Source organism: Streptomyces sp. BRA346, assembly GCF_052851135.1.
On sequence record NZ_JAIWIH010000026.1, the window covers coordinates 19,645 to 43,581 of the forward strand.

22 protein-coding genes and 3 tRNA genes are annotated in these 23,937 nt (G+C 72.2%); 12 read left to right on the forward strand and 13 right to left on the reverse strand.

What is annotated here, in order from left to right; translation table 11 throughout:
* Positions 1-59: 59 nt before the first annotated feature.
* Complete coding sequence (locus LCH29_RS28465) at positions 60-896, reverse strand: hypothetical protein (protein WP_446464561.1); 837 nt, start codon at positions 894-896, stop codon at positions 60-62.
* A 176-nt stretch (positions 897-1,072) separates the two neighbouring features.
* Between LCH29_RS28465 and LCH29_RS28470 the strand changes: the two genes are divergently transcribed.
* Positions 1,073-2,230: a Leu/Phe/Val dehydrogenase gene (locus tag LCH29_RS28470; RefSeq protein ID WP_039938210.1), complete on the forward strand. Its 1,158-nt coding sequence runs from the start codon at positions 1,073-1,075 to the stop codon at positions 2,228-2,230.
* 466 nt (positions 2,231-2,696) lie between these two features.
* Positions 2,697-2,951 carry a DUF3073 domain-containing protein gene (locus LCH29_RS28475; RefSeq protein ID WP_123100176.1) on the forward strand — a complete coding sequence of 85 codons (255 nt, stop codon included), beginning with the start codon at positions 2,697-2,699 and terminating at the stop codon, positions 2,949-2,951.
* Positions 2,952-3,052: 101 nt separating this feature from the next.
* On the opposite strand, the gene purM is transcribed toward LCH29_RS28475, so the two are convergent.
* From purM to LCH29_RS28490, 3 genes are all read right to left on the reverse strand, one after another.
* Positions 3,053-4,123, reverse strand: coding sequence for a phosphoribosylformylglycinamidine cyclo-ligase (gene purM / locus LCH29_RS28480; protein WP_446464562.1), 1,071 nt, complete (start codon positions 4,121-4,123; stop codon positions 3,053-3,055).
* Between the two features lie 63 nt (positions 4,124-4,186).
* Positions 4,187-5,746 carry an amidophosphoribosyltransferase gene (purF, locus tag LCH29_RS28485; RefSeq protein WP_446464563.1) on the reverse strand — a complete coding sequence of 520 codons (1,560 nt, stop codon included), beginning with the start codon at positions 5,744-5,746 and terminating at the stop codon, positions 4,187-4,189.
* Positions 5,747-5,909: 163 nt separating this feature from the next.
* Entirely contained in the window at positions 5,910-6,500 is a 591-nt protein-coding gene (locus tag LCH29_RS28490; RefSeq protein ID WP_446464564.1) for a sterol carrier family protein, read from the reverse strand.
* 93 nt (positions 6,501-6,593) lie between these two features.
* Between LCH29_RS28490 and LCH29_RS28495 the strand changes: the two genes are divergently transcribed.
* Entirely contained in the window at positions 6,594-6,992 is a 399-nt protein-coding gene (locus LCH29_RS28495) for a nuclear transport factor 2 family protein (protein ID WP_446464565.1), read from the forward strand.
* 54 nt (positions 6,993-7,046) lie between these two features.
* Here the strand turns inward: LCH29_RS28495 and purL are convergent, their stop codons facing one another.
* The 3 genes from purL to purS are packed head-to-tail and all read right to left on the reverse strand — an operon-like array spanning position 7,047 to position 10,248.
* Complete coding sequence (purL, locus tag LCH29_RS28500) at positions 7,047-9,296, reverse strand: phosphoribosylformylglycinamidine synthase subunit PurL (protein ID WP_446464566.1); 2,250 nt, start codon at positions 9,294-9,296, stop codon at positions 7,047-7,049.
* A complete protein-coding gene (gene purQ / locus LCH29_RS28505) occupies positions 9,293-9,973 on the reverse strand; it encodes a phosphoribosylformylglycinamidine synthase subunit PurQ (RefSeq protein ID WP_446464567.1) in 681 nt (226 codons plus the stop codon). The genes purL and purQ overlap by 4 nt, the downstream gene beginning before the upstream one ends.
* Entirely contained in the window at positions 9,970-10,248 is a 279-nt protein-coding gene (gene purS, locus LCH29_RS28510; RefSeq protein WP_039938212.1) for a phosphoribosylformylglycinamidine synthase subunit PurS, read from the reverse strand. Before purS ends, purQ begins: the two co-directional genes overlap by 4 nt.
* Positions 10,249-10,562: 314 nt before the next feature.
* Here purS and LCH29_RS28515 point away from each other — a divergent pair, with 314 nt between their 5' ends.
* From LCH29_RS28515 to LCH29_RS28550, 8 genes are all read left to right on the forward strand, one after another.
* Positions 10,563-10,880 (forward strand): histone-like nucleoid-structuring protein Lsr2, encoded by a 318-nt coding sequence (locus LCH29_RS28515; RefSeq protein WP_123100182.1) that lies wholly within the window; start codon positions 10,563-10,565, stop codon positions 10,878-10,880.
* A 115-nt stretch (positions 10,881-10,995) separates the two neighbouring features.
* Positions 10,996-11,067: transfer RNA gene (locus LCH29_RS28520), tRNA-Gly, on the forward strand.
* Positions 11,068-11,145: 78 nt separating this feature from the next.
* A tRNA-Gly gene (locus LCH29_RS28525) sits at positions 11,146-11,221 on the forward strand.
* Between the two features lie 140 nt (positions 11,222-11,361).
* Entirely contained in the window at positions 11,362-12,348 is a 987-nt protein-coding gene (locus LCH29_RS28530; protein ID WP_446464568.1) for an ABC transporter ATP-binding protein, read from the forward strand.
* The gene (locus LCH29_RS28535; RefSeq protein ID WP_446464569.1) at positions 12,345-13,151 is read left to right on the forward strand and encodes an ABC transporter permease; all 807 of its coding nucleotides are present in this window, start codon (positions 12,345-12,347) and stop codon (positions 13,149-13,151) included. The genes LCH29_RS28530 and LCH29_RS28535 overlap by 4 nt, the downstream gene beginning before the upstream one ends.
* A gap of 61 nt (positions 13,152-13,212) precedes the next feature.
* Complete coding sequence (locus tag LCH29_RS28540) at positions 13,213-14,433, forward strand: sensor histidine kinase (RefSeq protein ID WP_446464570.1); 1,221 nt, start codon at positions 13,213-13,215, stop codon at positions 14,431-14,433.
* Positions 14,430-15,050 (forward strand): response regulator, encoded by a 621-nt coding sequence (locus LCH29_RS28545; protein WP_446464571.1) that lies wholly within the window; start codon positions 14,430-14,432, stop codon positions 15,048-15,050. The genes LCH29_RS28540 and LCH29_RS28545 overlap by 4 nt, the downstream gene beginning before the upstream one ends.
* 94 nt (positions 15,051-15,144) lie before the next feature.
* A tRNA-Gly gene (locus LCH29_RS28550) sits at positions 15,145-15,217 on the forward strand.
* A gap of 50 nt (positions 15,218-15,267) precedes the next feature.
* Here the strand turns inward: LCH29_RS28550 and LCH29_RS28555 are convergent.
* The 4 genes from LCH29_RS28555 to purD form a co-directional block, all read right to left on the reverse strand.
* Positions 15,268-16,185, reverse strand: coding sequence for a phosphoribosylaminoimidazolesuccinocarboxamide synthase (locus tag LCH29_RS28555; protein WP_446464572.1), 918 nt, complete (start codon positions 16,183-16,185; stop codon positions 15,268-15,270).
* 64 nt (positions 16,186-16,249) lie between these two features.
* On the reverse strand, positions 16,250-17,713 hold the full coding sequence (locus tag LCH29_RS28560; protein ID WP_446464573.1) for a N,N-dimethylformamidase beta subunit family domain-containing protein: 1,464 nt from the start codon (positions 17,711-17,713) through the stop codon (positions 16,250-16,252).
* A gap of 257 nt (positions 17,714-17,970) precedes the next feature.
* On the reverse strand, positions 17,971-19,797 hold the full coding sequence (locus LCH29_RS28565; RefSeq protein WP_446464574.1) for a hypothetical protein: 1,827 nt from the start codon (positions 19,795-19,797) through the stop codon (positions 17,971-17,973).
* Positions 19,798-20,021: 224 nt separating this feature from the next.
* A complete protein-coding gene (gene purD, locus LCH29_RS28570; protein WP_446464630.1) occupies positions 20,022-21,311 on the reverse strand; it encodes a phosphoribosylamine--glycine ligase in 1,290 nt (429 codons plus the stop codon).
* A 266-nt stretch (positions 21,312-21,577) separates the two neighbouring features.
* On the opposite strand from purD, the gene LCH29_RS28575 reads away from it, so the two are divergent.
* A complete protein-coding gene (locus tag LCH29_RS28575; protein ID WP_446464575.1) occupies positions 21,578-22,327 on the forward strand; it encodes an SLATT domain-containing protein in 750 nt (249 codons plus the stop codon).
* Positions 22,328-22,354: 27 nt separating this feature from the next.
* Here LCH29_RS28575 and LCH29_RS28580 read toward each other — a convergent pair whose 3' ends face one another.
* A complete protein-coding gene (locus LCH29_RS28580) occupies positions 22,355-23,005 on the reverse strand; it encodes a hypothetical protein (RefSeq protein WP_446464576.1) in 651 nt (216 codons plus the stop codon).
* Positions 23,006-23,109: 104 nt separating this feature from the next.
* Positions 23,110-23,796 (reverse strand): GntR family transcriptional regulator, encoded by a 687-nt coding sequence (locus tag LCH29_RS28585; RefSeq protein ID WP_446464577.1) that lies wholly within the window; start codon positions 23,794-23,796, stop codon positions 23,110-23,112.
* Between the last annotated feature and the right edge of the window lie 141 nt (positions 23,797-23,937).

Consider the following 23,937-nt stretch of genomic DNA (forward strand, 5'->3'; position numbering starts at 1 on the left):
GGATCTTCCCCGGATTTTCCCGGGATCTTCTCCCGGACCTTCACCGGCCCCGGCCCGCCTCAGCTGGCGTTCTGCCGACCCCGGACCTCGCTCCACCGATCGGTCAGCCGCTCGTACGCGCTGCCAGCGCGCTCCCCGTCCCCGTCCTTCAGTGCCGCAAGCCCTTCCGCCACATCCGCCGCCGAGCGGTCGTCCTCCAGCTGCCCGGCGGGCAGCACGTGCACCAGACCGCCGTAGTCCAGCTCGACCAGCGACCGCGGATGGAATTCCTCGAGCCACCGGCCCACGTCCACCAGGCCGTCGATGAGCGGGCCCTCGCCGAGAGCCTCCTTGAGCACCTTAAGCCCGCGCGCGACCCGCCGCCTGGCCTGGACCATCGGGGTGCGGTAGCGCAGGATGAGGCTCTCGTCACCCTTGGTGTACTCGCGCTCCTCGTCCGCGAAGAGGACGAACCAGCGGACCGGGACGTGCCAGGTCGCCGAGCGGATCCACGGCCGGGCGTCCGGGTTGCGCTCCAGCCACTGCTCGTAGTCCGAGGCGGCCTGCCGGCGCACCACGGGGGGCAGCGCGGCGTCCAGGAGAGGGCCGGGAAGGCTCTCGGGCAGCTCTTCCAGGGCCAACCAGCCGCGCAGCCGCGTCCGCCACGGACAGACGCACGTGACGCCGTCCACGACCGCCACAAAGGCGTCCGCGCTCTCGTGCACCGGAACCGGCACCGGCGGCACCGGCAGCAGGTCGGCCAGGGAGCGCCGCAGCTCGTCCTGGGCGCTGGGGAGGTCGTCGCGCTTGGCATAGGTCGCCCAGTGCGTGCGCTCCGGCTCGGGAAAAGCGGCCAGAGGCTCATAGACGCGGAGATACGCCGTATATGGGACAATCACCGAAGACGCCAAGGTCACACGCGCTCCCTCAAGGCCGAAACCACCGCCAGGAGTTGCCTACCCCCTGCTCACGGCATCGTCCCACGACCACCATGCGGACTCGGCGGGGACATGGCCGCTCCCGCGCCCTCCCAGGGCTTACGCTCGTGCCCACCGGCCCTCCCCACCAGCACGGAGGGCGCCTTACCCGACCTATGGGAGTCACCACCGTGACCGACGTACGTCACACCGTCAGCGTCGACGGTCCGACGGAGAGTCGCGTGCCGAACCCTCTCTCACCCCTCTCGATACTGTTCCGCACCGATCTGGGCGGCCATGAGCAGGTCCTGCTGTGCCAGGACCGGGAGAGCGGCCTGAAGGCCGTCATCGCGATCCACTCGACCGCCCTGGGCCCCGCGCTCGGCGGCACCCGTTTCCACGCCTACAGCGCCGAGGAGCACCCCGAGGAAGCGGCGGTCCTCGACGCGCTCAACCTCGCCCGCGGCATGTCCTACAAGAACGCGCTGGCCGGGCTCGACCACGGCGGCGGCAAGGCCGTGATCCTCGGCGATCCCGAAGAGATCAAGACCGAAGCGCTGCTGCTCGCCTACGGCCGTTTCGTGGCCTCCCTGGGCGGCCGCTACGTCACCGCCTGCGACGTGGGCACCTACGTCGCCGACATGGACGTGGTCGCCCGCGAGTGCCCCTGGACCACCGGCCGCTCCCCCGAGAACGGCGGCGCCGGCGACTCCTCGGTGCTGACCGCCTACGGAGTCTTCCAGGGCATGCGGGCCAGCGCCCAGGCCTCCTGGGGCGCGCCCACGCTGCGCGGCCGCCGGGTCGGCATCGCGGGCGTCGGCAAGGTCGGCCACCACCTGGTGGAGCACCTGCTGGAGGACGGCGCCGAGGTCGTCGTCACCGATGTGCGCGCCGAGTCGGTCGACCGGGTGCTCGCCCGCCACCCCCGGATCGAGGCGGTCCGGGACACCGGTGCGCTGATCCGCGCGGACCTCGACGTGTACGCGCCGTGCGCGCTCGGCGGCGCGCTGGACGACGACACGGTGCCCGCCCTCACCGCGAAGGTGGTGTGCGGCGCGGCCAACAACCAGCTCGCCCACCCGGGCGTCGAGAAGGACCTCGCCGACCGCGGGATCCTCTACGCGCCGGACTACGTGGTGAACGCGGGCGGAGTGATCCAGGTCGCGGACGAACTGCACGGGTTCGACTTCGAGCGGGCCAAGGCCAAGGCGTCAAAGATCTTTGACACGACCTTGGCCATTTTTGATCGGGCACGGACCGATGGCATTCCGCCCGCGGCCGCCGCCGACCGGCTCGCCGAACACCGGATGGCGGAGGGTCACGACGCCGCATGAGTGTCATCTGAGTGCCGCCTGAGCACTGCCTGAGCGCCGCCCGGGGGACACCCGGGCGTCGCTCGGGCGCCGCCCGGGCGACGCTCGTCCGATGCCGGAACGGCGCCGGACCGACCCCGGATCGACGCGGAGAGCCCCCGCGACAGGCCGTTCGGGGGCCGCAAATCCCCTTCGGAGCGGGCCGTACCGGCCGGTGAGGGGCACCTCGGCGAGAGATCCCTCACGGCCCGTCGGCGGGTCGGCCCCTGAGACAGGTTAAAATCGCAGCTGACCAGCGGGGACGGGGCGCCCCGCGGGTTCTGCCTCGTGGCACGTCGTGTGGGCGACGTACCGTATGGCCACAGAAGCAGGTACCGTTGAAGCCCTACGGACCGGGTTCTCTTTGGGGAGTCCGCTCCGATTCATGAACGTGAACGCGTGTCAAGACTCTGGGGCCGTCGAGCCCCGTCGTTGAGGGGGTCGAGCCATGGGGCGCGGCCGGGCCAAGGCCAAGCAGACGAAGGTCGCCCGCCAGCTGAAGTACAACAGCGGTGGGACGGACCTCTCACGCCTGGCCGAGGAGCTGGGCGCATCGACATCGAGCCAGCCGCCGAATGGCGAGCCGTTCGAGGACGATGAGCTGGACGATGACCCGTACGCACAGTACGCGGATCTGTACAACGACGATGACGACGAGGACGACGACCGGTCCGATCCGTCCGCGCAGCGTCGCCGCGCCTGAACGACCCGTTCAAGGCGCTCGGCAATCGCCGCACCTCTGCCGGTCCGGGGCACCCGCCTCGGACCGGCTTCTGTGCTGTCCGCGCGCCGGGCGCGGCCGACTCAGCTCGCGTAGTCACCGGTCAGCGTCACCGCTTCCGTGTCACCTGCCTTGACGTCGGTGATCTCACCGCTGACCCAGGCGTGCACCCCGCGGTCCGCCAGGGTCGTGAGGGCGGCGTCCACCGACTCGCCCGGCACGACGGCCATCATGCCGACGCCCATGTTGAGGGTCTTCTCCAGCTCCAGCCGCTCGACCGAGCCGAGCTTCCCCACCAGGTCGAAGATCGCGCCGGGGGTCCAGGTCGAGCGGTCCACCACCGCCCGCAAGTCCTCCGGGACGACCCGGGCCAGGTTGTTGGCGAGCCCGCCGCCGGTGATGTGCGAGAAGGCGTGCACCTCGGTCGTCCGGGTGAGCGCGAGGCAGTCCAGCGAGTAGATCCGGGTCGGCTCCAGCAGCTCCTCCCCCACCGTCCGGCCCAGCTCCGGCACCTCGCGGTCCAGCGCCCAGCCGGCCCGGTCGAAGAGCACATGGCGGACGAGCGAGTACCCGTTCGAGTGAAGTCCGGACGAGGCCATGGCGATCACCGCGTCCCCCGTACGGATGCGGTCCGCGCCCAGCACCTGGTCCGCCTCGACCACGCCCGTACCGGCCCCGGCGACGTCGAAGTCATCGGCGCCCAGCAGGCCCGGGTGCTCGGCGGTCTCGCCGCCGACCAGCGCGCAGCCCGCGAGGGAACAGCCCTCGGCGATGCCCTTGACGAGGGCGGCGACCCGCTCCGGGTGGACCTTGCCGACGCAGATGTAGTCGGTCATGAACAGCGGCTCGGCGCCGCACACCACCAGGTCGTCCACGACCATGCCGACCAGGTCGTGGCCGACCGTGTCGTACACGCCCATCCGCCGGGCGATGTCCACCTTGGTGCCCACGCCGTCGGTCGCGGACGCCAGCAGCGGGCGCCGGTAGCGGGCGAGCGCGGAGGCGTCGAAGAGGCCCGCGAAACCGCCGAGGCCGCCCACGACCTCGGGGCGGGACGCCTTCTTGACCCACTCCTTCATCAGCTCGACGGCGCGGTCGCCCGCCTCGATGTCGACGCCCGCGGCGGCGTAGCTGGCACCAGTGGACTCAGACATGACCTTGAGTTCTTTCGTTTCGGGTAGCGCGTACGAGGGCCGGGTGCCCCGGGGGCTACGGGCCTACGGGCGGCGGAGCGCGTCCGCGCCGCCGACACCGGCGGTCAGCGTCCGCACGCCGTCGGCGTCGGCACTGCTCGGGGCCTGCGTCTCCGACTCCAGCAGATGCTTGCCCAGCAGCTCCGGGTCCGGCAGGTCCATCGGGTACTCGCCGTCGAAGCAGGCGCGGCACAGATTCGGCTTGGCGATCGTGGTCGCCTCGATCATGCCGTCCGTGGAGATGTACGCCAGGGAGTCGGCGCCCAGCGACTTGCCGATCTCCTCGGTCGACAGCCCGTTGGCGATCAGCTCGGCGCGGGTCGCGAAGTCGATGCCGAAGAAGCAGGGCCACTTGATGGGCGGGCTGCTGATCCGGATGTGCACCTCGAGCGCACCGGCCTCGCGGAGCATCCGCACCAGGGCCCGCTGGGTGTTGCCGCGGACGATCGAGTCGTCCACGACCACCAGCCGCTTGCCCCGGATGACCTCCTTGAGGGGGTTCAGCTTGAGCCGGATGCCGAGCTGCCGGATGGTCTGCGAGGGCTGGATGAAGGTCCGGCCGACGTAGCTGTTCTTGACCAGCCCGGAGCCGTACGGGATCCCGCTCGCCTCGGCGTACCCGACGGCGGCCGGGGTGCCGGACTCCGGTGTCGCTATGACGAGGTCGGCGTCGGCCGGGGACTCCTTGGCCAGCCGGCGGCCCATCTCGACGCGGGAGAGGTAGACGTTGCGGCCCGCGATGTCGGTGTCGGGGCGCGCCAGGTACACGTACTCGAAGACGCAGCCCTTGGGCCGGGCGGCGGCGAACGTCGTGGACCGCAGGCCGTTCTCGTCGATCGCGACCATCTCGCCGGGCTCGATCTCCCGGATGAAGGACGCGCCCACGATGTCGAGGGCCGCCGTCTCCGACGCCACCACCCAGCCGCGCTCCAGGCGGCCGAGCACCAGCGGGCGGACGCCCTGGGGGTCCCGGGCGGCGTACAGCGTGTGCTCGTCCATGAAGCAGAGGCTGAAAGCGCCCTTGACCTTCGGCAGCACGATCGGAGCGGCCTGCTCGACGGTCAGCGGCTTGCCGTCCTCGTCGACCTGCCCCGCGAGGAGGGCGGTGATCAGGTCGGTGTCGTTGGTCGCCGCGACCTGGGTGGCGCGGCCCTTGTCCCTGGGCAGGGCCTCGACCAGCTCCGCCAGCTCGGCGGTGTTGACCAGGTTCCCGTTGTGGCCCAGCGCGATCGAGCCATGGGCGGTCGCCCGGAAGGTCGGCTGCGCGTTCTCCCACACCGAGGCTCCGGTGGTGGAGTAGCGGGCATGACCGACCGCGATGTGGCCCAGCAGGGAGCCGAGGGAGGTCTCGTCGAAGACTTGTGAGACCAGGCCCATGTCCTTGAAGACGAGGATCTGGGAGCCGTTGCTCACTGCGATGCCCGCGGATTCCTGACCGCGGTGCTGCAGCGCGTACAGCCCGAAATAGGTGAGTTTGGCGACCTCTTCGCCCGGCGCCCAGACTCCGAAGACGCCACAAGCGTCCTGGGGGCCCTTCTCGCCGGGGAGCAGGTCGTGGCTGAGTCGTCCGTCACCACGTGGCACGGCATCGAGTCTAGGCCAGTTCCGCGGTGCGTCCGAACGAGGGACCCGATGGGGGGCGTATGTCACATCTCGCGACGCCCGCTCCCGGCCGCCCCCGATCCCGGATCCGGCCTGCGTACGGCGACTTCCGGCCAGTCATGGACATGCATGGCTGGGGCATGGATCACACCTGGCGCAGCGCCGTGTCGCCACGGCTCCCGCCGAGCACGGGGAGGTGCGCGGCGAGGTCGGCGCGCTCGCCGCTCGCCGTCACCTCACCGGCCTCCAGCGCCTCGGCCCAGCCGATCCGTCCGGTGGCCAGCCGGACCCAGGTCAGCGGGTCCGTCTCGACGACGTTCGGCGGCGTGCCGCGGGTGTGCCGCGGCCCCTCCACGCACTGCACGACGGCGAACGGCGGGATGCGCAGCTCGACCGACCCGCCGGGCGCCTTCGCCGCGAGCCCGTCGGCCAGCGACCGGACGGCGGTGGCCAGCGCCTGGCGGTCGTACGGCACGGCCACTCCCGTGGCCGCCGCCAGATCGTCGCTGTGGACGACCAGCTCGACGCAGCGGGTGACCAGGACGTCGTCCTCGTCGGCCGCGGTCGGCAGCTGCGCGATCAGCTCGCGGACCGACCGGCCGCCGACCCGGGTGGGCGCCCCGAGCCGCTCCTCGTCCAGCCCTCGCACCGCCTCCTGGACGTGCCGCTGCTGCGCGGTCACGGCGGCGCGGGTCTTGGCGGGGTCGTAACGACGGGCGCGGGCACGGGGCGGCATGGCGCCGAGCCTATCGACAGCCGGACGGGCTGGACGGAGGATGGGAGAAAGAGGATAGAGAGTTATCTATTGGCACGAAAGGTGTGAATGACCATGGGCGAGCACCCCGATGCCGCCGTGGTGCGCCGTGCGTGCACCGCGTTCCAGCAAGGTGACCTGGACACCCTCGCCACGCTGCTGACGGCGGACGTCGTCCAGCATGTGCCCGGTGACAACATGCTCTCCGGACACCACAAGGGCCGGGACGCGTGTATGCAGCTGTACCGCACCGAGTACGAGGAGACCGGCGGCACGCTGCGGGTCGATGTGGAGTCGGTGATGCCCGACGGGCGCGGGCATGTGATCTCCGGTCACCGCTGCCGTGCCGAGCGCGGCAACCGCACGATGGACATGAAGACCGGGCTGTTCTTCACCATCGTCGGCGGGAAGATCACCGACATCGACCAGTGCGTCGAGGACATCGACGCCGCCGACGCCTTCTGGGGGAAGTGACCCCGGAGCATGCGCGTGGCCCCGCCCACCGGGGCGGGGCCACGCGACGTGCGCTCAGGCCAGCAGGCCCGGGATGGTCGCCTCGTAGGACTCCCGCAGCTCCGCCAGCGGGATCGAGAACTGGCCCTGGACGTCGATCGTCTCGCCGTCCACGACACCGATCCGGGTCGCGGGAAGCCCGCGCGCCCCGCACATGTCGTTGAAGCGGATCTCCTCGCTGCGCGGGACGGACACCACGGCCCGGCCGGCGGACTCGGAGAACAGCAGCACGAAGGGGTCCGTGCCGTCGGGGACGACGATCCGGGCGCCCTTGCCGCCGCGCAGGCACGACTCCGTCACGGCCTGGATCAGGCCGCCGTCGGACAGGTCGTGGGCCGCGTCCACCATGCCGTCGCGGGAGGCCGAGATCAGGATCTCGGCGAGCAGCCGCTCACGCTCCAGGTCCACCTTGGGCGGCAGCCCGCCCAGGTGGTCGTGGACGACCTGCGACCAGGCCGAGCCGCCCAGTTCCTCGGCGGTGTCGCCGAGCAGGTACAGCAGCTGGCCCTCCTCGGCGAACGCCATCGGCGTGCGCCGCGCGACGTCGTCGATCACGCCGAGCACGGCGACGACGGGCGTCGGGTGGATGGCGGTCTCCCCGGTCTGGTTGTAGAGGGAGACATTGCCGCCGGTCACCGGGGTGCCCAGGGTCTGGCAGCCGTCGGCCAGGCCGCGGGTGGCCTCCGCGAACTGCCACATGACCGCGGGGTCCTCCGGCGAGCCGAAGTTGAGGCAGTTGGAGATCGCGAGCGGCTTGGCGCCGGACGCGGCGACGTTGCGGTACGACTCGGCGAGGGCGAGCTGCGCGCCCGCGTACGGGTCGAGCTTGGCGTAGCGGCCGTTGCCGTCGGTGGCGACGGCGACGCCGAGCCCGGTCTCCTCGTCGACCCGCACCATGCCGGAGTCCTCGGGCTGGGCGAGGACCGTGTTGCCCTGCACGAAGCGGTCGTACTGGTCGGTGACCCAGGACTTGGACGCCTGGTTCGGGGCGGAGATCACGCGCAGCACCTGCTCGCGCAGCTCGTCCGCGGTGGCCGGACGGGGCAGCTTGCCCGCGTCGTCGGCCTGGAGGGTGTCCTGCCAGTCGGGGCGGGCGTAGGGGCGCTCGTACACCGGGCCCTCATGGGCGACGGTGCGCGGCGGCACGTCCACGATCTGCTCGCCGTGCCAGAAGATCTCCAGCCGCTCCCCGTCGGTGACCTCACCGATCACGGTGGCGATGACGTCCCACTTCTCGCAGATCTCCAGGAAGCGGTCGGCCTTCTCCGGCGTCACGATCGCGCACATGCGCTCCTGCGACTCGCTCATCAGGATCTCCTCGGGGGAGAGCGAGGAGTCGCGCAGCGGCACGGTGTCGAGTTCGACGCGCATACCGCCGGAGCCGGCGCTGGCCAGCTCGCTGGTGGCGCAGGAAAGACCGGCGCCGCCGAGGTCCTGGATGCCCTCGACCAGGTCTTCCTTGAAGATCTCCAGGGTGCACTCGATGAGCAGCTTCTCCTGGAACGGGTCGCCGACCTGGACGGCGGGGCGCTTCGCGGGCTTCGAGTCATCGAACGTCTCGGAGGCGAGCACGGAGACGCCGCCGATGCCGTCGCCGCCGGTGCGGGCGCCGTAGAGGATGACCTTGTTGCCCGTGCCGGACGCCTTGGCCAGGTGGATGTCCTCGTGCTTCATGACGCCCACGCACAGGGCGTTGACCAGCGGGTTCCCCTGGTAGCAGGCGTCGAAGACGACCTCGCCGCCGATGTTGGGCAGGCCCAGGCAGTTGCCGTAGCCGCCGATGCCCGCGACGACACCGGGCAGCACCCGCTTGGTGTCGGGGTGGTCGGCGGCGCCGAAGCGCAGCGGGTCCATGACGGCGACCGGGCGGGCGCCCATCGCGAGGATGTCGCGGACGATGCCGCCGACGCCGGTGGCCGCGCCCTGGTAGGGCTCGACGTACGACGGGTGGTTGTGCGACTCGACCTTGAAGGTGACCGCGTACCCCTGGCCGACGTCGACCACGCCCGCGTTCTCGCCTATGCCGACGAGCAGGGCGTCGGTCTCCGGGGCCTTCTCGCCGAACTGCCGCAGATGGACCTTGCTCGACTTGTACGAGCAGTGCTCGGACCACATGACGGAGTACATGGCCAGCTCGGCGCCGGTGGGCCGGCGGCCCAGGATGGCGCGGATGCGCTCGTACTCGTCCTGCTTCAGTCCCAGCTCGGCCCAGGGCTGCGCGGTGTCCGGGGTCTGGGCGGCGTGCTTCGTGGTGTCCAGGGTCATGCGCTGACCAGCCTCTTGAGGATCGAGGTGAAGAAGCCGAGCCCATCGGTGCGACCGGTGCCGATCAGCGGCTCGACGGCGTGCTCGGGGTGCGGCATGAGGCCGACGACATTGCCCTCCGCATTGGAGATCCCGGCGATGTCGCGCAGGGAGCCGTTGGGGTTCAGCTCCTGATAGCGGAAGACGACGCGCCCCTCGGCCTCGAGTTCATCGAGGACGCGCTCGTCGGCGACATAGCGGCCGTCGATGTTCTTCAGCGGGATGCTGATCTCCTGGCCCTGCTCGTACGAGCGGGTCCAGGCCGTCTCCGCGTTTTCCACTCGCAACTTCTGGTCGCGGCAGATGAAGTGCAGATGGTTGTTGCGCAGCATCGCACCGGGGAGCAGATGGGTCTCGGTGAGAACCTGGAACCCATTGCAGATGCCAAGCACCGGCATACCCGCCTTCGCCTGGGCGATGACGGTCTCCATTACCGGGGAGAAGCGGGAGATCGCTCCGGCTCGCAGATAGTCGCCGTAGGAGAAGCCGCCCGGCAGGATCACCGCGTCGACCTGCTTGAGGTCCTTGTCGCGGTGCCACAGCGGTACGGCTTCGAGACCGGCGGTACGGACCGCGCGCTGGGTGTCGCGGTCGTCGAGGGTTCCCGGGAAAGTGACGACTCCGACGCGTGCGGTCACGACTCCGCCTTTGCGGCGGCGTCGGCCTCGGCGGCCTCGACCTTCACATCGAAGTCCTCGATCACGGTGTTCGCGAGGAAGGTTTCGGCGATCTCGTGGATACGGGCGAGGGCGGCGTCGTCGACGGGGCCCTCCACTTCGAGTTCAAAGCGCTTGCCCTGACGGACGTCGGCGATGCCCTCGAAACCAAGACGGGGCAGTGCGCGCTGCACCGCCTGGCCCTGGGGGTCGAGGATCTCCGGCTTGAGCATGACGTCGACTACGACGCGTGCCACTGGCACTCCCGATGGTGTGGTGCTGGTGCGTAAGGCGGTGGCCCAAGCCTACCCCGAGCAAAAATCTACGCGAGTAGATATCTCTTCGAGGGCACGCGCGCGCATCATCCGCGACTCATCCGCGACAACCACCAGGGAAAGATCCAGCAAAAACGCATGGTCCGGATTGTGATGTGACACGCTGACGGAATTACCGGGGCTTCACAATGCAATGCCGGTCGCTGTACAAATGAAAAAGCATTGTTCGCTAACAACTGGACAGCTGACATCTTTGCACGTCAACGCAACGATGCAGCCCGAAAGGACCGATATCCGTGGCACAGCGCGTAGTAGTCACGCTCTCCGACGACCTCGACGGAGGGGCGGCCGAGGAGACGGTCACGTTCGGTCTGGACGGCAAGTCGTACGAGATCGACCTCACCGCCTCCAATGCATCGAAACTTCGCGACGCCCTCGCCCCGTATGTCGAGGCGGGCCGCAAGCGCGCCCGCTCCGGCAAGACCTACCGCCGCACCTCCGTGGCCCCGGACCCGGCCGCGGTGCGCGCCTGGGCCCGGTCGCACGGCATGGAGGTGCCGCCGCGCGGGCGCATCCCCAAGAAGGTCTACGAGGCCTTCAACGAGTCGCGCTGAACCCCTCGTTCAGGCGGCGTTCAGCCGAGTTGCACAACACCCCGGGTGGTCCGCTAGAGTCTGGAGCACGCCGAGGGGCGAGGCGAGAAGGCCAAAACCCCGAGGAACACACCATGCGGGTGTAGCTCAGTAGTAGAGCGCCCCCTTTCCAAGGGGGAGGCGCAGTGTGCGATCCCTGTCACCCGCTCTCATCACTCCCCATTCACCTTCGGGCGATCCGGTAGAGTGATGCGCGCGCCGATCGGTGAAAGCCGGTCGGAGGCATGCGGACGTAGCTCAGTTGGTAGAGCGCAACCTTGCCAAGGTTGAGGTCGCGAGTTCGAGCCTCGTCGTCCGCTCCACAGAGGCTTGAGGCGCCGGTCGAATCGACCGGCGCCTCAAGCCTTTTCGGTGTCCGACCCGCCGCCCCGATGACATTTGTCATCGGGGCTCATGACAGCGCGCACTACAAGGCTCCCCCGGGCGGCGAAAGCCTGGAGCCATGGATCTGAAAGAGAGCGCGATCGCGGTCGACGGGCTGCGGCGGAGATACGGGCCGAGCGGGAGCCGGGGGTACGACGCGGTACGGGGCATCTCGTTCTCGGTGGCGCGCGGCGAGCTGTTCGCGCTGCTGGGCACGAACGGCGCGGGCAAGACCTCCACCGTCGAACTGCTGGAGGGGCTCGCCGCCCCGACCGGCGGCGCGGTGCGGGTCCTCGGCCACGACCCGTACAAGGAGCGGGGCGAGGTGCGGCCGCGGATCGGGATGATGCTCCAGGAAGGCGGCCTCCCGCCCGAGCTGACGGTCGCCGAAACCGCGCGGATGTGGGCGGGGTGCACCAGCGGCGCCATGCCCGTCCGGGAGAGCCTGGGCCTGGTGGGGCTGGCCGGACGGGCGGACGTACGGGTCAAGATGCTCTCCGGCGGCGAGCGGCGCCGGCTGGACCTGGCGCTCGCCCTGCTCGGCCGCCCCGAGGTGCTGTTCCTCGACGAGCCGACGACCGGTCTGGACGCCGAGGGACGGCGGGACACCTGGGAGCTGGTGCGGGCGCTGCGCGACCAGGGCACCACGGTCCTGCTGACCACCCACTACCTGGAGGAGGCCGAGGCGCTGGCCGACCGGCTCGCGATCATGCACGCGGGGCGGATCGCCACCTCCGGCCGGGTCGCGGACATCGTCGCAGCGCGCCCCTCGAACCTCTCCTTCACCCTGCCCGACGGCGTCTCCGCCGACGACCTGCCCCCGCCCGCCGCACTGGGCGCCCTCGAACGGGACTCGCTGGGCCAGACCGTACGGCTGCGCACCCGCCACCTCCAGCACACCGCGACCGAGGTACTGCTGTGGGCGCGGGAGCGGCGGATCGGGCTCGAGGGGCTCGACGCCCGGTCGGCCTCGCTGGAGGAGGCGTTCCTGCACATCGCGAGCACCGTCGACACGGCACAGGTCGGCACGCCACACATCGGCACGGCACAGGGGGAGACACGGTGAGCACGACGACCACCACGGCACCGGCCACCACGGCGCCGACCACCGCCGCACGGGGGCGGGTGTTGGCCCTGGCGCGCGCCGAACTGACCCTGCTGGCCCGTAACAAGGCCGCGCTGACGTACGCGCTGCTGCTGCCCGGCATGCTCACGTACAGCATGAAGACGGCGGTCGAGGGCGTCGATCTGAAGGGGACCGGGCTGGACCTGGGCACCCTGCTGCTGCCCGGTTCGATCGGCATGGCGCTGGTGCTGGCCGTCTACATGAACCTCGTCGGCGTCTATGTGATCCGCCGTGAGGACCTGGTCCTCAAGCGGCTGCGCGCCGGGGAGCTGACCGATCCGGAGATCCTGTCCGGGGCCGCGCTCCCCGCCGTCCTGCTCGGGCTCGCGCAATGCGTGCTGCTGGTGGCGGGAGTGAGCCTCGCGCTCGACGTGTCCGCGCCGGAAGCCCCGTACCTGGCCGTCGTCGGGTTCGCGGTCGGCGTGGTGCAGATGGTGATGCTGGCGGCCGCGACCGCCGCGTTCACCAAGACCTCGGAGTCCGCGCAGCTGACCCCGGTGCCGATGATGATGATCTCGATGGTGGGCTCCGGTCTGTTCGTGCCGCTGGAGGTGATGCCGGACCAGGTCGCCTCGGTGTGCGGGCTGTTGCCGCTGACCCCGGTGGTCGACCTCGTACGGGCCGGCTGGACCGGGGACATGAGCGCGGTCGACGCCCTGGGCACCCTGGCGACGGCGCTGGCCTGGACGGTGCTGGCATGGTGGGCCGTGCGCAAGCGGTTCCCCTGGGAACCGCGGCGCTGACCGGACGAGGGGGTACGGGACCGTGATACGGCGATGGCGCGGGGCGGCGCGGCTGACGCGGGTGGAACTGTTCAGCCGGTGGACGCTGTACGCGGTGCCGTGGTTCGTGACCATCTCGGTGGTCGGCGAGCTGACCCTGGGGCTGCGGAACGCACCAACCGCGCTGGTGTGGTCGCTGTTCGGGCTGACCGTCGCCCAGAACGTGGTCGCCATCCCGCTGTTGTGGCGGGGGCTCGACCTCTATCTGCGCGGCCGCCCGACGGGCCGTCGGCTGCCCGCGCTCGCCACCGCGCTGGCGGTGGCGGGGCTGGCCGCCGGGATCGTGCTCCAGGGGATCGGCGGGCCGTACGGGACGGGGACGGCCGTCCGGGCCGCCGTGCTCACCGTGTCGCCGTTCGCCATGGTGTACGCGCTGCTGGTGCCGGTCCGTACCTTCTTCGCCCTCCACACGGGGCTCGGGGCGGTGCTGGCCGTGGCGGAGGCGGCGGTCCATCCGGGGGCCGCGGCCTCGGTGTGGACGTTCATCGCGGTCCTCGGCACCAGTGCGCTGTGCCTGTTCTCGATCCGCTGCTCGGGATGGATGCTCCAGGTGATGTACGAGGTGGACGCCAACCGGGAGGTGCAGGCGCGGCTGGCGGTCGCGGAGGAACGGCTGCGGTTCGGCCGCGATCTGCACGATGTGATGGGACGGAACCTGGCGGTGATCGCCCTCAAGAGCGAGCTGGCGGTGCAGCTGGCCCGGCGGGAGCGGCCCGAGGCCGTGACGCAGATGGTGGAGGTGCAGCGGATCGCGCACGAGACCCAGATGGAGGTCCGGGGCGTGGTGCGCGGCTACCGGGAAGCGGACCTCCAGGTGGAGCTGGCCGGGGCGCGTTCGGTGCTGCGCGCCGCCCGGGTCGACTGCCGCGTGGACTTCCCGGCCGAGGACGACGGCGGGGCGCCGCTGCCCGAGGCGGTGCGGTCCGCGCTGGGCTGGGTGGTCCGGGAGGGGACGACGAACGTGCTGCGGCACGCGGACGCCGGACGGTGCGCCGTCCGGGTCCGGGTACAGGCGGGGACGGCGGTGCTGGAGATGGAGAACGACGGGGTGCCCACGGAACTCCGGACCGGTACGGGGGCCGGTACCGGGGACGGAGCCGGGACCGGAACAGAAGAGGGCAGCGGGCTCAAGGGACTGCGGGAGAGGCTCGCGGCGCTCGGCGGCACGCTGGAGTCCGGTCCCGGCGACGGCGTCGGGACGTACCGGCTGCGTGCCGAACTCCCGCTGGAGGGCACCGTATGAACGACGCCGGGGTGATCCGGGTGCTGCTCGCCGACGACGAGCATCTGATCCGCGGCGCGCTCGCCGCCCTGCTGTCCCTGGAGGACGACCTGCTGGTGGTCGCCGAGGCCGCCTCCGGCCCGGAGGCGCTGGCCATGGCGCGGGCGCACCGGCCCGATGTGGCGGTGCTGGACCTCCAGATGCCGGGCACGGACGGGGTCGGGGTCGCGGCGGCGCTGCGGTCCGAGCTGCCGGACTGCCGCACCATGATCGTGACCAGCCACGGCAAGCCGGGCCACCTCAAACGGGCGCTGGAGGCGGGGGCGCGGGGGTTCGTACCGAAGACCGCATCGGCGCAGCAGCTCGCCGAGATCATCCGGGCGGTGCACGGCGGCAGCCGGTACGTGGACCCCGACCTGGCCGCGGACGCGATCAGCGCGGGCGACTCCCCGCTCACCGCGCGCGAGACGGAGCTGCTGGACCTGGCGGCGGACGGGGCGTCCGTCGCGGAGATCGCCCGGCGGGCGGCGCTGTCCCCGGGGACGGTACGGAACTATCTGTCCGCGGCGGCGGCGAAGCTGCACGCCGAGAACCGCCACGCGGCGGTGCGCCGGGCCCGCGAGCGGGGCTGGCTGTAGCACGGTTCGTGGGGGTTCGTTCCCGGTGGTGGTGGCGACGGCCGGAGGTTTGGTTATAGTAGAGGCGCGCCGGACGGGAAACCGAGCGGCGCAGGCGGACGTAGCTCAGTTGGTAGAGCGCAACCTTGCCAAGGTTGAGGTCGCGAGTTCGAGCCTCGTCGTCCGCTCCGGATCGAGGGCCCCGGTCGATGCGACCGGGGCCCTCGGCGTGTGCCGCCTACCAGCTGATGCCGGTCAGCCGCTCGTACGCCTCCACGTACTTCGCCCGCGTCTGCTCCACGACCTCCGCCGGGAGCGGCGGCGGGGGCTGCTCGCCGTGGCGGTCCCAGCCGGAGGCCGGGGAGGTCAGCCAGTCGCGCACGAACTGCTTGTCGAAGGACGGCTGGGCGCGGCCCGGCTGCCAGGTGTCGGCGGGCCAGAAGCGGGACGAGTCGGGGGTCAGCACCTCGTCGGCGAGGACCAGCTCGGCGCCCTCGGTGTCCGCGGTCGCCGCCGCGTAGCCGAACTCGAACTTGGTGTCGGCGAGGATGATCCCCCGCTCCCGGGCGATGTCGCGGGCCCGCGCGTACACCGCGAGGGTGGTCTGGCGCAGGTTGGCGGCGGGCTCGGCGCCGATCCGGCGGGCGACCTCCTCGTACGACACGTTCTCGTCGTGCTCGCCGACCTCGGCCTTGGTCGCCGGGGTGAAGATCGGGGCGGGCAGCTCGGAGCCGTCGGTCAGCCCCTCGGGCAGGGCGAGACCGCAGACCGTGCGGCTGCGCTCGTACTCGGCGAGGCCCGAGCCGGTGAGGTAGCCGCGGGCCACGGCCTCGACCGGGATCATCCGCAGCGAGCGGCACACCAGGGTGCGGCCCTGCCAGTCGGCGGGGGCGCCGGGGGGCAGCTCGGTGGACAGCACGTGGTGCGGGACCAGGTCGGAGAGCAGGTCGAACCACCACAGCGAGAGCTGGGTGAGGACCCGGCCCTTGTCGGGGATCTCGGTGGGCAGCACCCAGTCGTACGCGGAGATCCGGTCGCTGGCGACCATGACGAGATCGCCCTGTTCGGTCCGGTAGAGGTCGCGCACCTTGCCGGTGTGCAGGTGCTCAAGGCCCGGAACCTCGACCGGTTCGGGCTTTTCGACGAATCCGGACACGCTTCCTCCTGGTGGTTCTGTCCAAGCCACCACGATTCTGCCCCACGTCATCCCGGCGGTGCCGTCAGCCCCGCTTGCAGATGCGGTCCAGGAGGTTCGCCGTGGCCCGCTGCACCCGCTCGTCCGTATGACCCGGCCGATCCAGCGCCGGAGACCAGGCGAAGGTGCCCGAGGCGAACACCAGGGCGCCGCTGGGGGCGCGGTAGAGGGAGGTGTCCTGGTGGCGGGTGGTGCCCTCGCCGTCCTCGTACGGGGAGTGGGCGAGCAGGATCCGGCGCAGGTGCTCGGGCAGCGGGGTGCGCGGGAAGTAGCGGTCGGCCTCGCCCGCGACCAGGCCGGGCAGCTCGTCGCCCTCGGCCGCCCCGGTGGCCTCCCACAGCCAGTGGCCGCCGTTGCGCACGATCAGCGGGCGCGGTTCGGGCACCCGGCCCGCGTACTGGATGCCGATCAGCTGCTGCTCGGGCGCCGACTCGCGCCACAGCGCGGCACGGCCGGGGCCACGCCGCTTGCGGCAGGTCAGCAGCCGGTCCGGGCCGGAGGGCGAGGGGGCCAGCTCGACCTGCCAGTACATGGTGTTCGCGGAGAGGAAGACCAGCGAGGTGCCGCTGTCCCGGGCCCGCTCGACGGTGCGCCGCAACGCGGCCGACCAGTACTCGTCGTGGCCGGGGAAGACCAGGCCGCGGTAGCGGGTGGGGTCGACGCCGCCGGCGTGCAGATCGCGGGTCTCGGCGTAGGCGAGGTCGTACCCGTAGCGCTCGGCCCAGCGGATGACGTCGTACGCGTGGCCCACGTGCAGCGGCAGCCCCGCGCCCGCGTACGGCCGGTCGAAGGAGACCGTGACGGCCGCCTCGGACTCCCCGAGCAGCCGCCCCTGCTCGTCCCAGGCGTGGTAGAGGCTGGCGCCGGTGCGGCCGTCCTCCGGGTAGAGGTTGTACGCCTGCCAGGTGAAGTCGGGGAGGACCAGGAGCAGATCGGCGGGGCGGGTGTCGCGGACCGTGAACGGGATGTGGCTGCGGTAGCCGTCCACGGTGGTGAGCACGGCCACGTACGCCCCGAGCTTCCAGTACGAGGGGATCTGGAGCCGCCAGGACAGCCACCAGTGGTGGCAGGAGACGGTGCGGTCGGCGGTGAGCGGCGGCGGCTGCACGATGCCGGACAGCCGCGGACTGGTGGTGATCTTCGCCGCACCGTCGCCGCCGTAGTGGCCGATGCGGTAGATGTCCACGCCGAACTGCTGCGGCGGGTCGACCGTGATGCGGAAGTCGATGGCCTCGCCGGGGGCGGCGGCGGAGGTCGAGGTGAAGCCCTTGATCTGGCGGCGCACGTCGTCGGCGGTGCGCGGGCCGGGGATCCTGACCGCGGTCCCGGGGGCGTGGGCATGGTCCACGTACCAGGGGACCACATGGCCCGTGTCGTCGAAGTAGTTCTCGCTGGTGCGCAGCCAGGGCAACGGGCCCTGGCCGAAAGGATCCGTCACCGCGTGGGCCAGCGCCCCGGACTCCCAGCGCCGGATCTGGTCCGTCCCCATCCTCGTTCCCCTCCCTGCCTGCCCCGGCGGCGTCCCGTCGCCTCGCTGCCGTGCGTTCCCGTCCCGCCGGTCCGGACCTTGTGGGTCCGGGTCCGCGGGTCCGGTCGGTGAACCGGGCTGGTGGCCCGGTCCGCTGGGCCGGGTGGCAGCGACCGGTCCCAGCACATCACATTACGCACCCGCTCCGTCACCGATCGTCGTGAATTCTTCAACCGAAAACTATTCGCAAGCCCTGATTCCGTGCCGGGGCGGACGAATCAGACGAGCCGCACCGGCTTCTCGGGGCGGACGCCGACCTCGGCGAGCCAGCTGCGCAGCGGGGCCGCGTCCCCGTCCTCCACCAGGGTCAGCACCGGTTGGGACAGATCGGCGCGGCGGCGGCCGGCCACCAGGAGCGCCGGACCGTCGAGCCAGTCGAGGCCGGGGGCCGCGCCCGCGGTGTCCACGGCGGCGCAGCAGACCATCGCCGTCACATGGTCGGCGAGCAGCTCACGGCCCGTACGGGGCGGCTGGAGCGGGAGCAGCGGCGCGAACCCGTCGATCCAGGGGTCGCCGCCCGCGCCCTCCGCCGTACGCGCCTGACGGGCCTGTGCTGTGGCCCGGTGGGCGGCGGCCTCCTCGCGGGCCAGCTCCACGGTGAGCCGGGCCGCCAGGTCCTCGCCGAGCCCGTCGCCTCCGGTGGCGGTGCCGTCGGCGTCGGCGCCTGCGGGGGCGGTGGCGGTGAGCCGGTCCATGACCCGGGCCAGGGTCGGCGGGGTGGGGGTGCTCGCGGGGGTCGGCGGCGGGCCTGAGGGGTCCGTGCGCTCGTCGAGGACCCGGTGGAGGCGGGCCGCCTCCTGGCGCCACTTGCGGTCCACGACCTCCTCCGGATATTGCCCCCAGTCGACCGGGGACCAGTCCGGGCCCGGCTCCGGCGGGCCGCCGTGGAAGAGCCGCGCCGCCAGCAGCGATGTGGCCTCGTCGATCAGGCCGGGCTCCTCCAGCAGATCGCAGGCGGGCCGCTCGCTGAGCCGGGAGGCGAACCCCTCGGCGAGCCGGTCCCGGCGGGACAGCTCGGTCAGCGCCGCCACCACGCCCGCGTCCAGCCGGGACGGCCAGCGGCCCATCCGCCAGGCGGGCAGCGCGACCCGGGTCAGCAGCCGGTCCCAGCCCGCGTACGCCAGGCCCACCTGCTCCTGGGCGACGATCCGCAGCCCGTAGTCGACGGCCTGGGCGCGCTCGGAGGCGGCCGCGGCGACCGCGCGCTCCATCTGGGCGGCGTGGTCGCGGCAGCCGCGCAGCAGCAGCCGGGCGATCCAGCCGACGAAGCCGAGGGCGGGGCGGCGGACGGCCCGGCCGAGCGGGGAGCCGGTGCCGCCGCCGCTCACGGGGTCGTCGTCGCGGGACGCCGCGACCGCCACGGCGGCGTCCAGCCCGCGCACGAAGCGGCGGGCGGCGGCTATGTCCGGATGGACGGAGGGGCCGGTGCCCGCCACCACGGGCGCGAGCAGCGCGCGCAGCTCGGCGACCCGCATCCACCACAGGAACGGCGATCCGATCACCAGGACCGGGGGCCTGGGGGCACGGCGCTCCTTACGGTCCGCGCCCGGCGGCCCCGCGGTGTGCTCCGCGCGGGACTCCTCGGGCGGATGCCGGTCCTTGCCGCCACCGCCGCCGCGCACCGCATGGGCACGGTCCTCCAGCCAGCTGTCGCAGTCCGGGGTGAGCGCTATCGCGGACGGCGCGGGCACCTCCAGCCGCTCCGCCAGGTCGCGGACCAGCCGGTACAGGTCAGGGGCCGTCTCCTCGGCGATGGGCACCGTGGGGGTCAGCGCCGGTTTCGCCCGGACGACCACGGCGGCCACCCCCGCCGCCAGCAGCAGGACCAGCAGGGCACCGCCGATCACCGCCCAGCGCAGCGCGGTCCAGCCCTCGTCGTGCGAACCGCCGCCGATGCGCCCGGTGGCGCTGCCCGCCAGCAGTACGACCGCCACCGCGGCCGGAAGGAGGGCGACCGCGAGCGCGGCGCCCCGGATGCGCAGTACGGCGAGGGCACGGGCGCGTGCCGCCAGTGCTCCTGCTTCCGGACCTGCCACGGTTCTCATCACCCCCTACTGTCCGGCCGGTGGTTGAACAGCGGACGACGGCGGCGTTGTCTATCCCCCCACTGTGGCACCGGCCGCCCGCTCCGCAATGCCGATGGGCCAGTTGCCGCACCTCGCCTGAGCGGCACAGTAGTTGGAGCCCGGGCGTGCGTCAGCAGGATGCGGAAGCCCTCACCCGATGGAATGGCCTTGGGGAGAACCGGGAACTCCGCGGCCCCGCGGCCTCAGGCGCCGTCGGCGCTGTCCGCACCGCCTGTGCTGTCCGTGGCCGCCTTCGCCGCGATGTCGGTGCGGTGGTGGGAGCCGTCGAGCCCGATCCGGGACACCGCCCGGTACACCCGCTCCCGGGCCTTGGCCAGGTCCGAGCCGGACGCGGTGACGGACAGCACCCGGCCGCCCGCGCTCAGCACGTCGCCGGACGCGCCGTCCCGCTTGGTGCCCGCGTGCAGCACGTACGCCTTGGGCCCGTCCTCGGCGGCCACCTCGTCCAGCCCGGTGATCGGGTCGCCGGTGCGCGGGGTGCCGGGGTAGTTGTGCGAGGCGATCACGACGGTCACCGCGGCGCCGTCGCTCCAGCGCAGCGGCGGCTCGGCGGCCAGCGCCCCGGTCGCTGCGGCCTTCAGCAGACCCGCCAGGGGGGTCTTCAGCCGGGCCAGCACGACCTGGGTCTCCGGGTCGCCGAAGCGCGCGTTGAACTCGATGACCCGCACCCCGCGCGAGGTGATCGCGAGGCCCGCGTACAGCAGCCCGGAGAAGGGCGTACCGCGGCGGCGCAGCTCGTCGACGGTGGGCTGGCAGACCGTGGCCACGATCTCGTCCACCAGGGCCGGGTCGGCCCAGGGCAGCGGGGAGTAGGCGCCCATGCCGCCGGTGTTCGGGCCCTCGTCGCCGTCGTACGCCCGCTTGAAGTCCTGGGCGGGCTGGAGCGGCACCACGGTCTCGCCGTCGGTCACGGCGAACAGCGACACCTCGGGGCCGTCGAGGAACTCCTCGATCACCACGCGGCCGCAGGCCAGCGCGTGCTCGCGGGCCGCCGCCAGGTCGCCGGTCACCACGACGCCCTTGCCCGCGGCCAGGCCGTCGTCCTTGACCACGTACGGCGGGCCGAAGGCGTCGAGGGCCTCGTCGACCTCGGCGGGGGTGGTGCAGACGTAGGCGCGGGCGGTGGGCACGTTCGCCGCGGCCATGACGTCCTTCGCGAACGCCTTCGACCCCTCCAGCTGCGCCGCCTCCGCGGACGGCCCGAAGGCCGGGATGCCGCGGGCGCGCACGGCGTCGGCGACGCCCGCGACGAGCGGCGCCTCCGGGCCGACGACGACCAGGTCGGCCCCCAGCGCGGCGGCCAGGTCGGCGACGGCGGTGCCGTCGAGGACGTCGACGGCGTGCAGCTCGGCGACCTCCGCGATACCGGCGTTGCCGGGCGCGCAGTGCAGTGCGGTGACGTCGGGATCGAGGGAGAGGGAGCGGCACAGGGCGTGTTCGCGGGCGCCGCCGCCGATGACGAGGACCTTCACGGTAGGCACCCTACGGCCTCCCCCGTCCGGCCGGCCCCGCGCCCCCGTCGCGCCCCGTGACGCCGGACAGGGCGGGGGCGGGCCGTGGTCCCGGGCGGGCGGGCACTCTTTCGGGTGAGCGGGGATGGGGCCCTATATCCGATGTCCACCACTTATGGACGGAATACCCGTGATCGTGGCCTCGTGGCCAGCCGTTCGGCGGTAGGAATGGTCGTTGCGCATCAGCCGCGCGCCAGGAGATACACCGCCGCAGAGGGAGTGCACGGGTGAGTCAGCCGGAGATGCAGCCCGAGGAACTCCCTCGGCAGGAGGGGGCGAGGGCACGGGAGGACCTGCTCGGCCGGACGTTCCCGCACGGCGACTGGGGGGAGCCCGCCGAGCGGCTCGACGAGCTGTACCGGTGGGTCGAGGAGGGTGCGCTGCGGGTGGGCGCCTGGTACCTGGCCGACCGGCTGTGGAAGCGGCGGGCCGCCCGGGCGCTGCGCGCCGGGGCCGCGGTGGGGGCGGTGGCCGGGGCCGTGCTGCCGCTGCTTGAGCTGACCGGGGCGCTGGGCGGCGGCGCCGGGTGGGGCGCGCTGGCGCTGCTGCTGGCCGTCGCGTGCGTGGGCTGCGACCGGTATTTCGGGCTGACGTCCGGCTGGATGCGGGACGTGGCCACGGCGCAGGCGGTGCAGCGGCGGCTGGAGTCGCTCCAGTTCGACTGGGCGTCGGAGAGCGTCCGGGAGGTGCTGGGCCCGACCGAGGGCACCGCGTCCGAGGCCGTGGAGCGGTGCCTCGCGGTGCTGCGGCGGTTCTGCGAGGACGTGTCGGAGCTGGTGCGGACGGAGACCGCGGGCTGGATGGTGGACTTCGCCTCGGGGTCGGCGCCGCTGTTCACCCATGCGCTGTTCACGCAGTCCCTGGTGGCCCAGGGCTCCCGCCCGGACGGCGGGAGCCCCGCGCACCGCTTTCCGCTGCCGCCGGGCAGCGCCCGGCCCAATATGCCGCGGCAGCGTCCTCCCGAGCCGCCCCGCTGACCCGCGGGGCGCGGCTAGGGCCGGGGGTCAGCTGAAGAGGATCATCGATCCCTGGCTCAGGCTGCGGGTCGCGGCCGCGTGCAGCCCCAGCCAGACATGGCGTTCCCGGGCGAACGGGCTGTCCTCGTACGGCCCGGGCACGGCCGGCTCCTCCAGGCTGGTCGGCCGGGTGGGGGGCGTGGGGGCGGCCGGGGGGTTGGACGGGTCGATGCCGAGCGCCGGGGCGACCGCCTCCAGTTCGCGCAGCAGCCCGTGGCTGGAGCCCAGGGGGCCGCCGCCCTCCATGAGTTCGTCGTTGGCGAGCGGGCCGGGGAAGTCGACGGGGACGTAGGCGCCCGCGTGGTCGTAGTGCCACACCAGGTGCGACTGCTTGGCCGTGGGCTCGAACATCTCCAGCAACTGCTCGTAGTCCCCGCCGAGTTCGTCGACCGGCGTGACCGCGAGCCCGCACAGCTGGAGGAGGTAGGCGCGGCGGAGGAAGTGGAGTGCGTCGTAGTCGAATCCGGCTACCGGGGCGACGTCCCCGGACAGGCCCGGCATGTAGCCGAGGACGGGCACCGGCGGCAGACCGGCCTCTCCGAGTGCCTTGTCGTAGGTTGCGATCTCGTCGGCGAAGGGATTGTCGGGGCTGTGGCACAGCACGTCGACAAGGGGGACCAGCCAGAGGTCACAGGCCACGCGATCTCACTCTCGTATCCGTATGGTCGCTGGTCGCTTCAGCGTAGTGCCCCGGGTACGCGGCGCGAAGAGCGCTGACGGCAGCTGTCCCCTCCCGGGTGCCGTCAGGGCGCGTCGGTCACCAACCGCTCGATCAGCGCACGGAAGTGCGCGTTGTACGCCGCTATGAGCCGCTCGGAGGTCTTGGGGTCACCGCGGGTGACGGCCGCGGTCAGCTCGCAGTGGCCCGCCCACAGCTCGCCGCGCAGATCGGGGACCCGGCGCAGATAGGGCACGGTGAACACCCAGGTCTGCATCCGCAGCCGCTGGAGGAAGTCGGTGATGTAGGGGTTGCCGACCAGCCCGCATATCTCGCGCCAGAACCGCAGGTCGTAGCCGATGAGGATGTCGAGGTCGCCGCCGCGTGCGGCCCGCTCGGCGGCCTCGGCCCGGCGCCGCACCGAGGCCAGGGACTGCGGGTTCAAGGTGTTCAGCGTCTGCTCGACGGCGTGCCGGAACAGCCCTTCGACGACCATGCTGCGGGCGTCGACCATGTGCCGGAAGTCCTTGATGGTGAACTCGTGGACCTTGAAGCCACGGTGTTCCTCGACGTCCAGCAGCCCCTGGGAGCACAGGTCGAGCAGGGCCTCGCGGACCGGGGTGGCGGAGACGCCGTAGTGGTCGGCCATCTCCTTGACGGTGAACTGCCGCCCCGCCGGCAGTCTGCCCGCGAGCACCTCGTCACACAGCGCGTCGGCGATCTGCTGCCGCAGGGTGTTCCGCTTGACCGGGCTGGTGCCGGGCACGGGCATCGAGGACCGTCTCCTTCCGCGGCCGTCGTGTCATGTCATCCGGAAGCGGACGGCCCTCGCATCACGATATGCGAGGGCCGTTGCGCAAAGTACGCAGAGTCAGGTGGTGGTCTACACCGGACGGCTATATGTGGCTATGGG

Bases quoted from the DNA above. Each gene is read 5' to 3' on its own strand.
- LCH29_RS28470 (WP_039938210.1), top strand. From the start codon at position 1,073: ATGGGAGTCACCACCGTGACCGACGTACGTCACACCGTCAGCGTCGAC.
- LCH29_RS28475 (WP_123100176.1), top strand. From the start codon at position 2,697: ATGGGGCGCGGCCGGGCCAAGGCCAAGCAGACGAAGGTCGCCCGCCAG.
- purM (WP_446464562.1), bottom strand. From the start codon at position 4,123: ATGTCTGAGTCCACTGGTGCCAGCTACGCCGCCGCGGGCGTCGACATC.
- LCH29_RS28490 (WP_446464564.1), bottom strand. From the start codon at position 6,500: ATGCCGCCCCGTGCCCGCGCCCGTCGTTACGACCCCGCCAAGACCCGC.
- LCH29_RS28495 (WP_446464565.1), top strand. From the start codon at position 6,594: ATGGGCGAGCACCCCGATGCCGCCGTGGTGCGCCGTGCGTGCACCGCG.
- purL (WP_446464566.1), bottom strand. From the start codon at position 9,296: ATGACCCTGGACACCACGAAGCACGCCGCCCAGACCCCGGACACCGCG.
- LCH29_RS28530 (WP_446464568.1), top strand. From the start codon at position 11,362: ATGGATCTGAAAGAGAGCGCGATCGCGGTCGACGGGCTGCGGCGGAGA.
- LCH29_RS28545 (WP_446464571.1), top strand. From the start codon at position 14,430: ATGAACGACGCCGGGGTGATCCGGGTGCTGCTCGCCGACGACGAGCAT.
- LCH29_RS28560 (WP_446464573.1), bottom strand. From the start codon at position 17,713: ATGGGGACGGACCAGATCCGGCGCTGGGAGTCCGGGGCGCTGGCCCAC.
- LCH29_RS28565 (WP_446464574.1), bottom strand. From the start codon at position 19,797: ATGAGAACCGTGGCAGGTCCGGAAGCAGGAGCACTGGCGGCACGCGCC.
- LCH29_RS28585 (WP_446464577.1), bottom strand. From the start codon at position 23,796: ATGCCCGTGCCCGGCACCAGCCCGGTCAAGCGGAACACCCTGCGGCAG.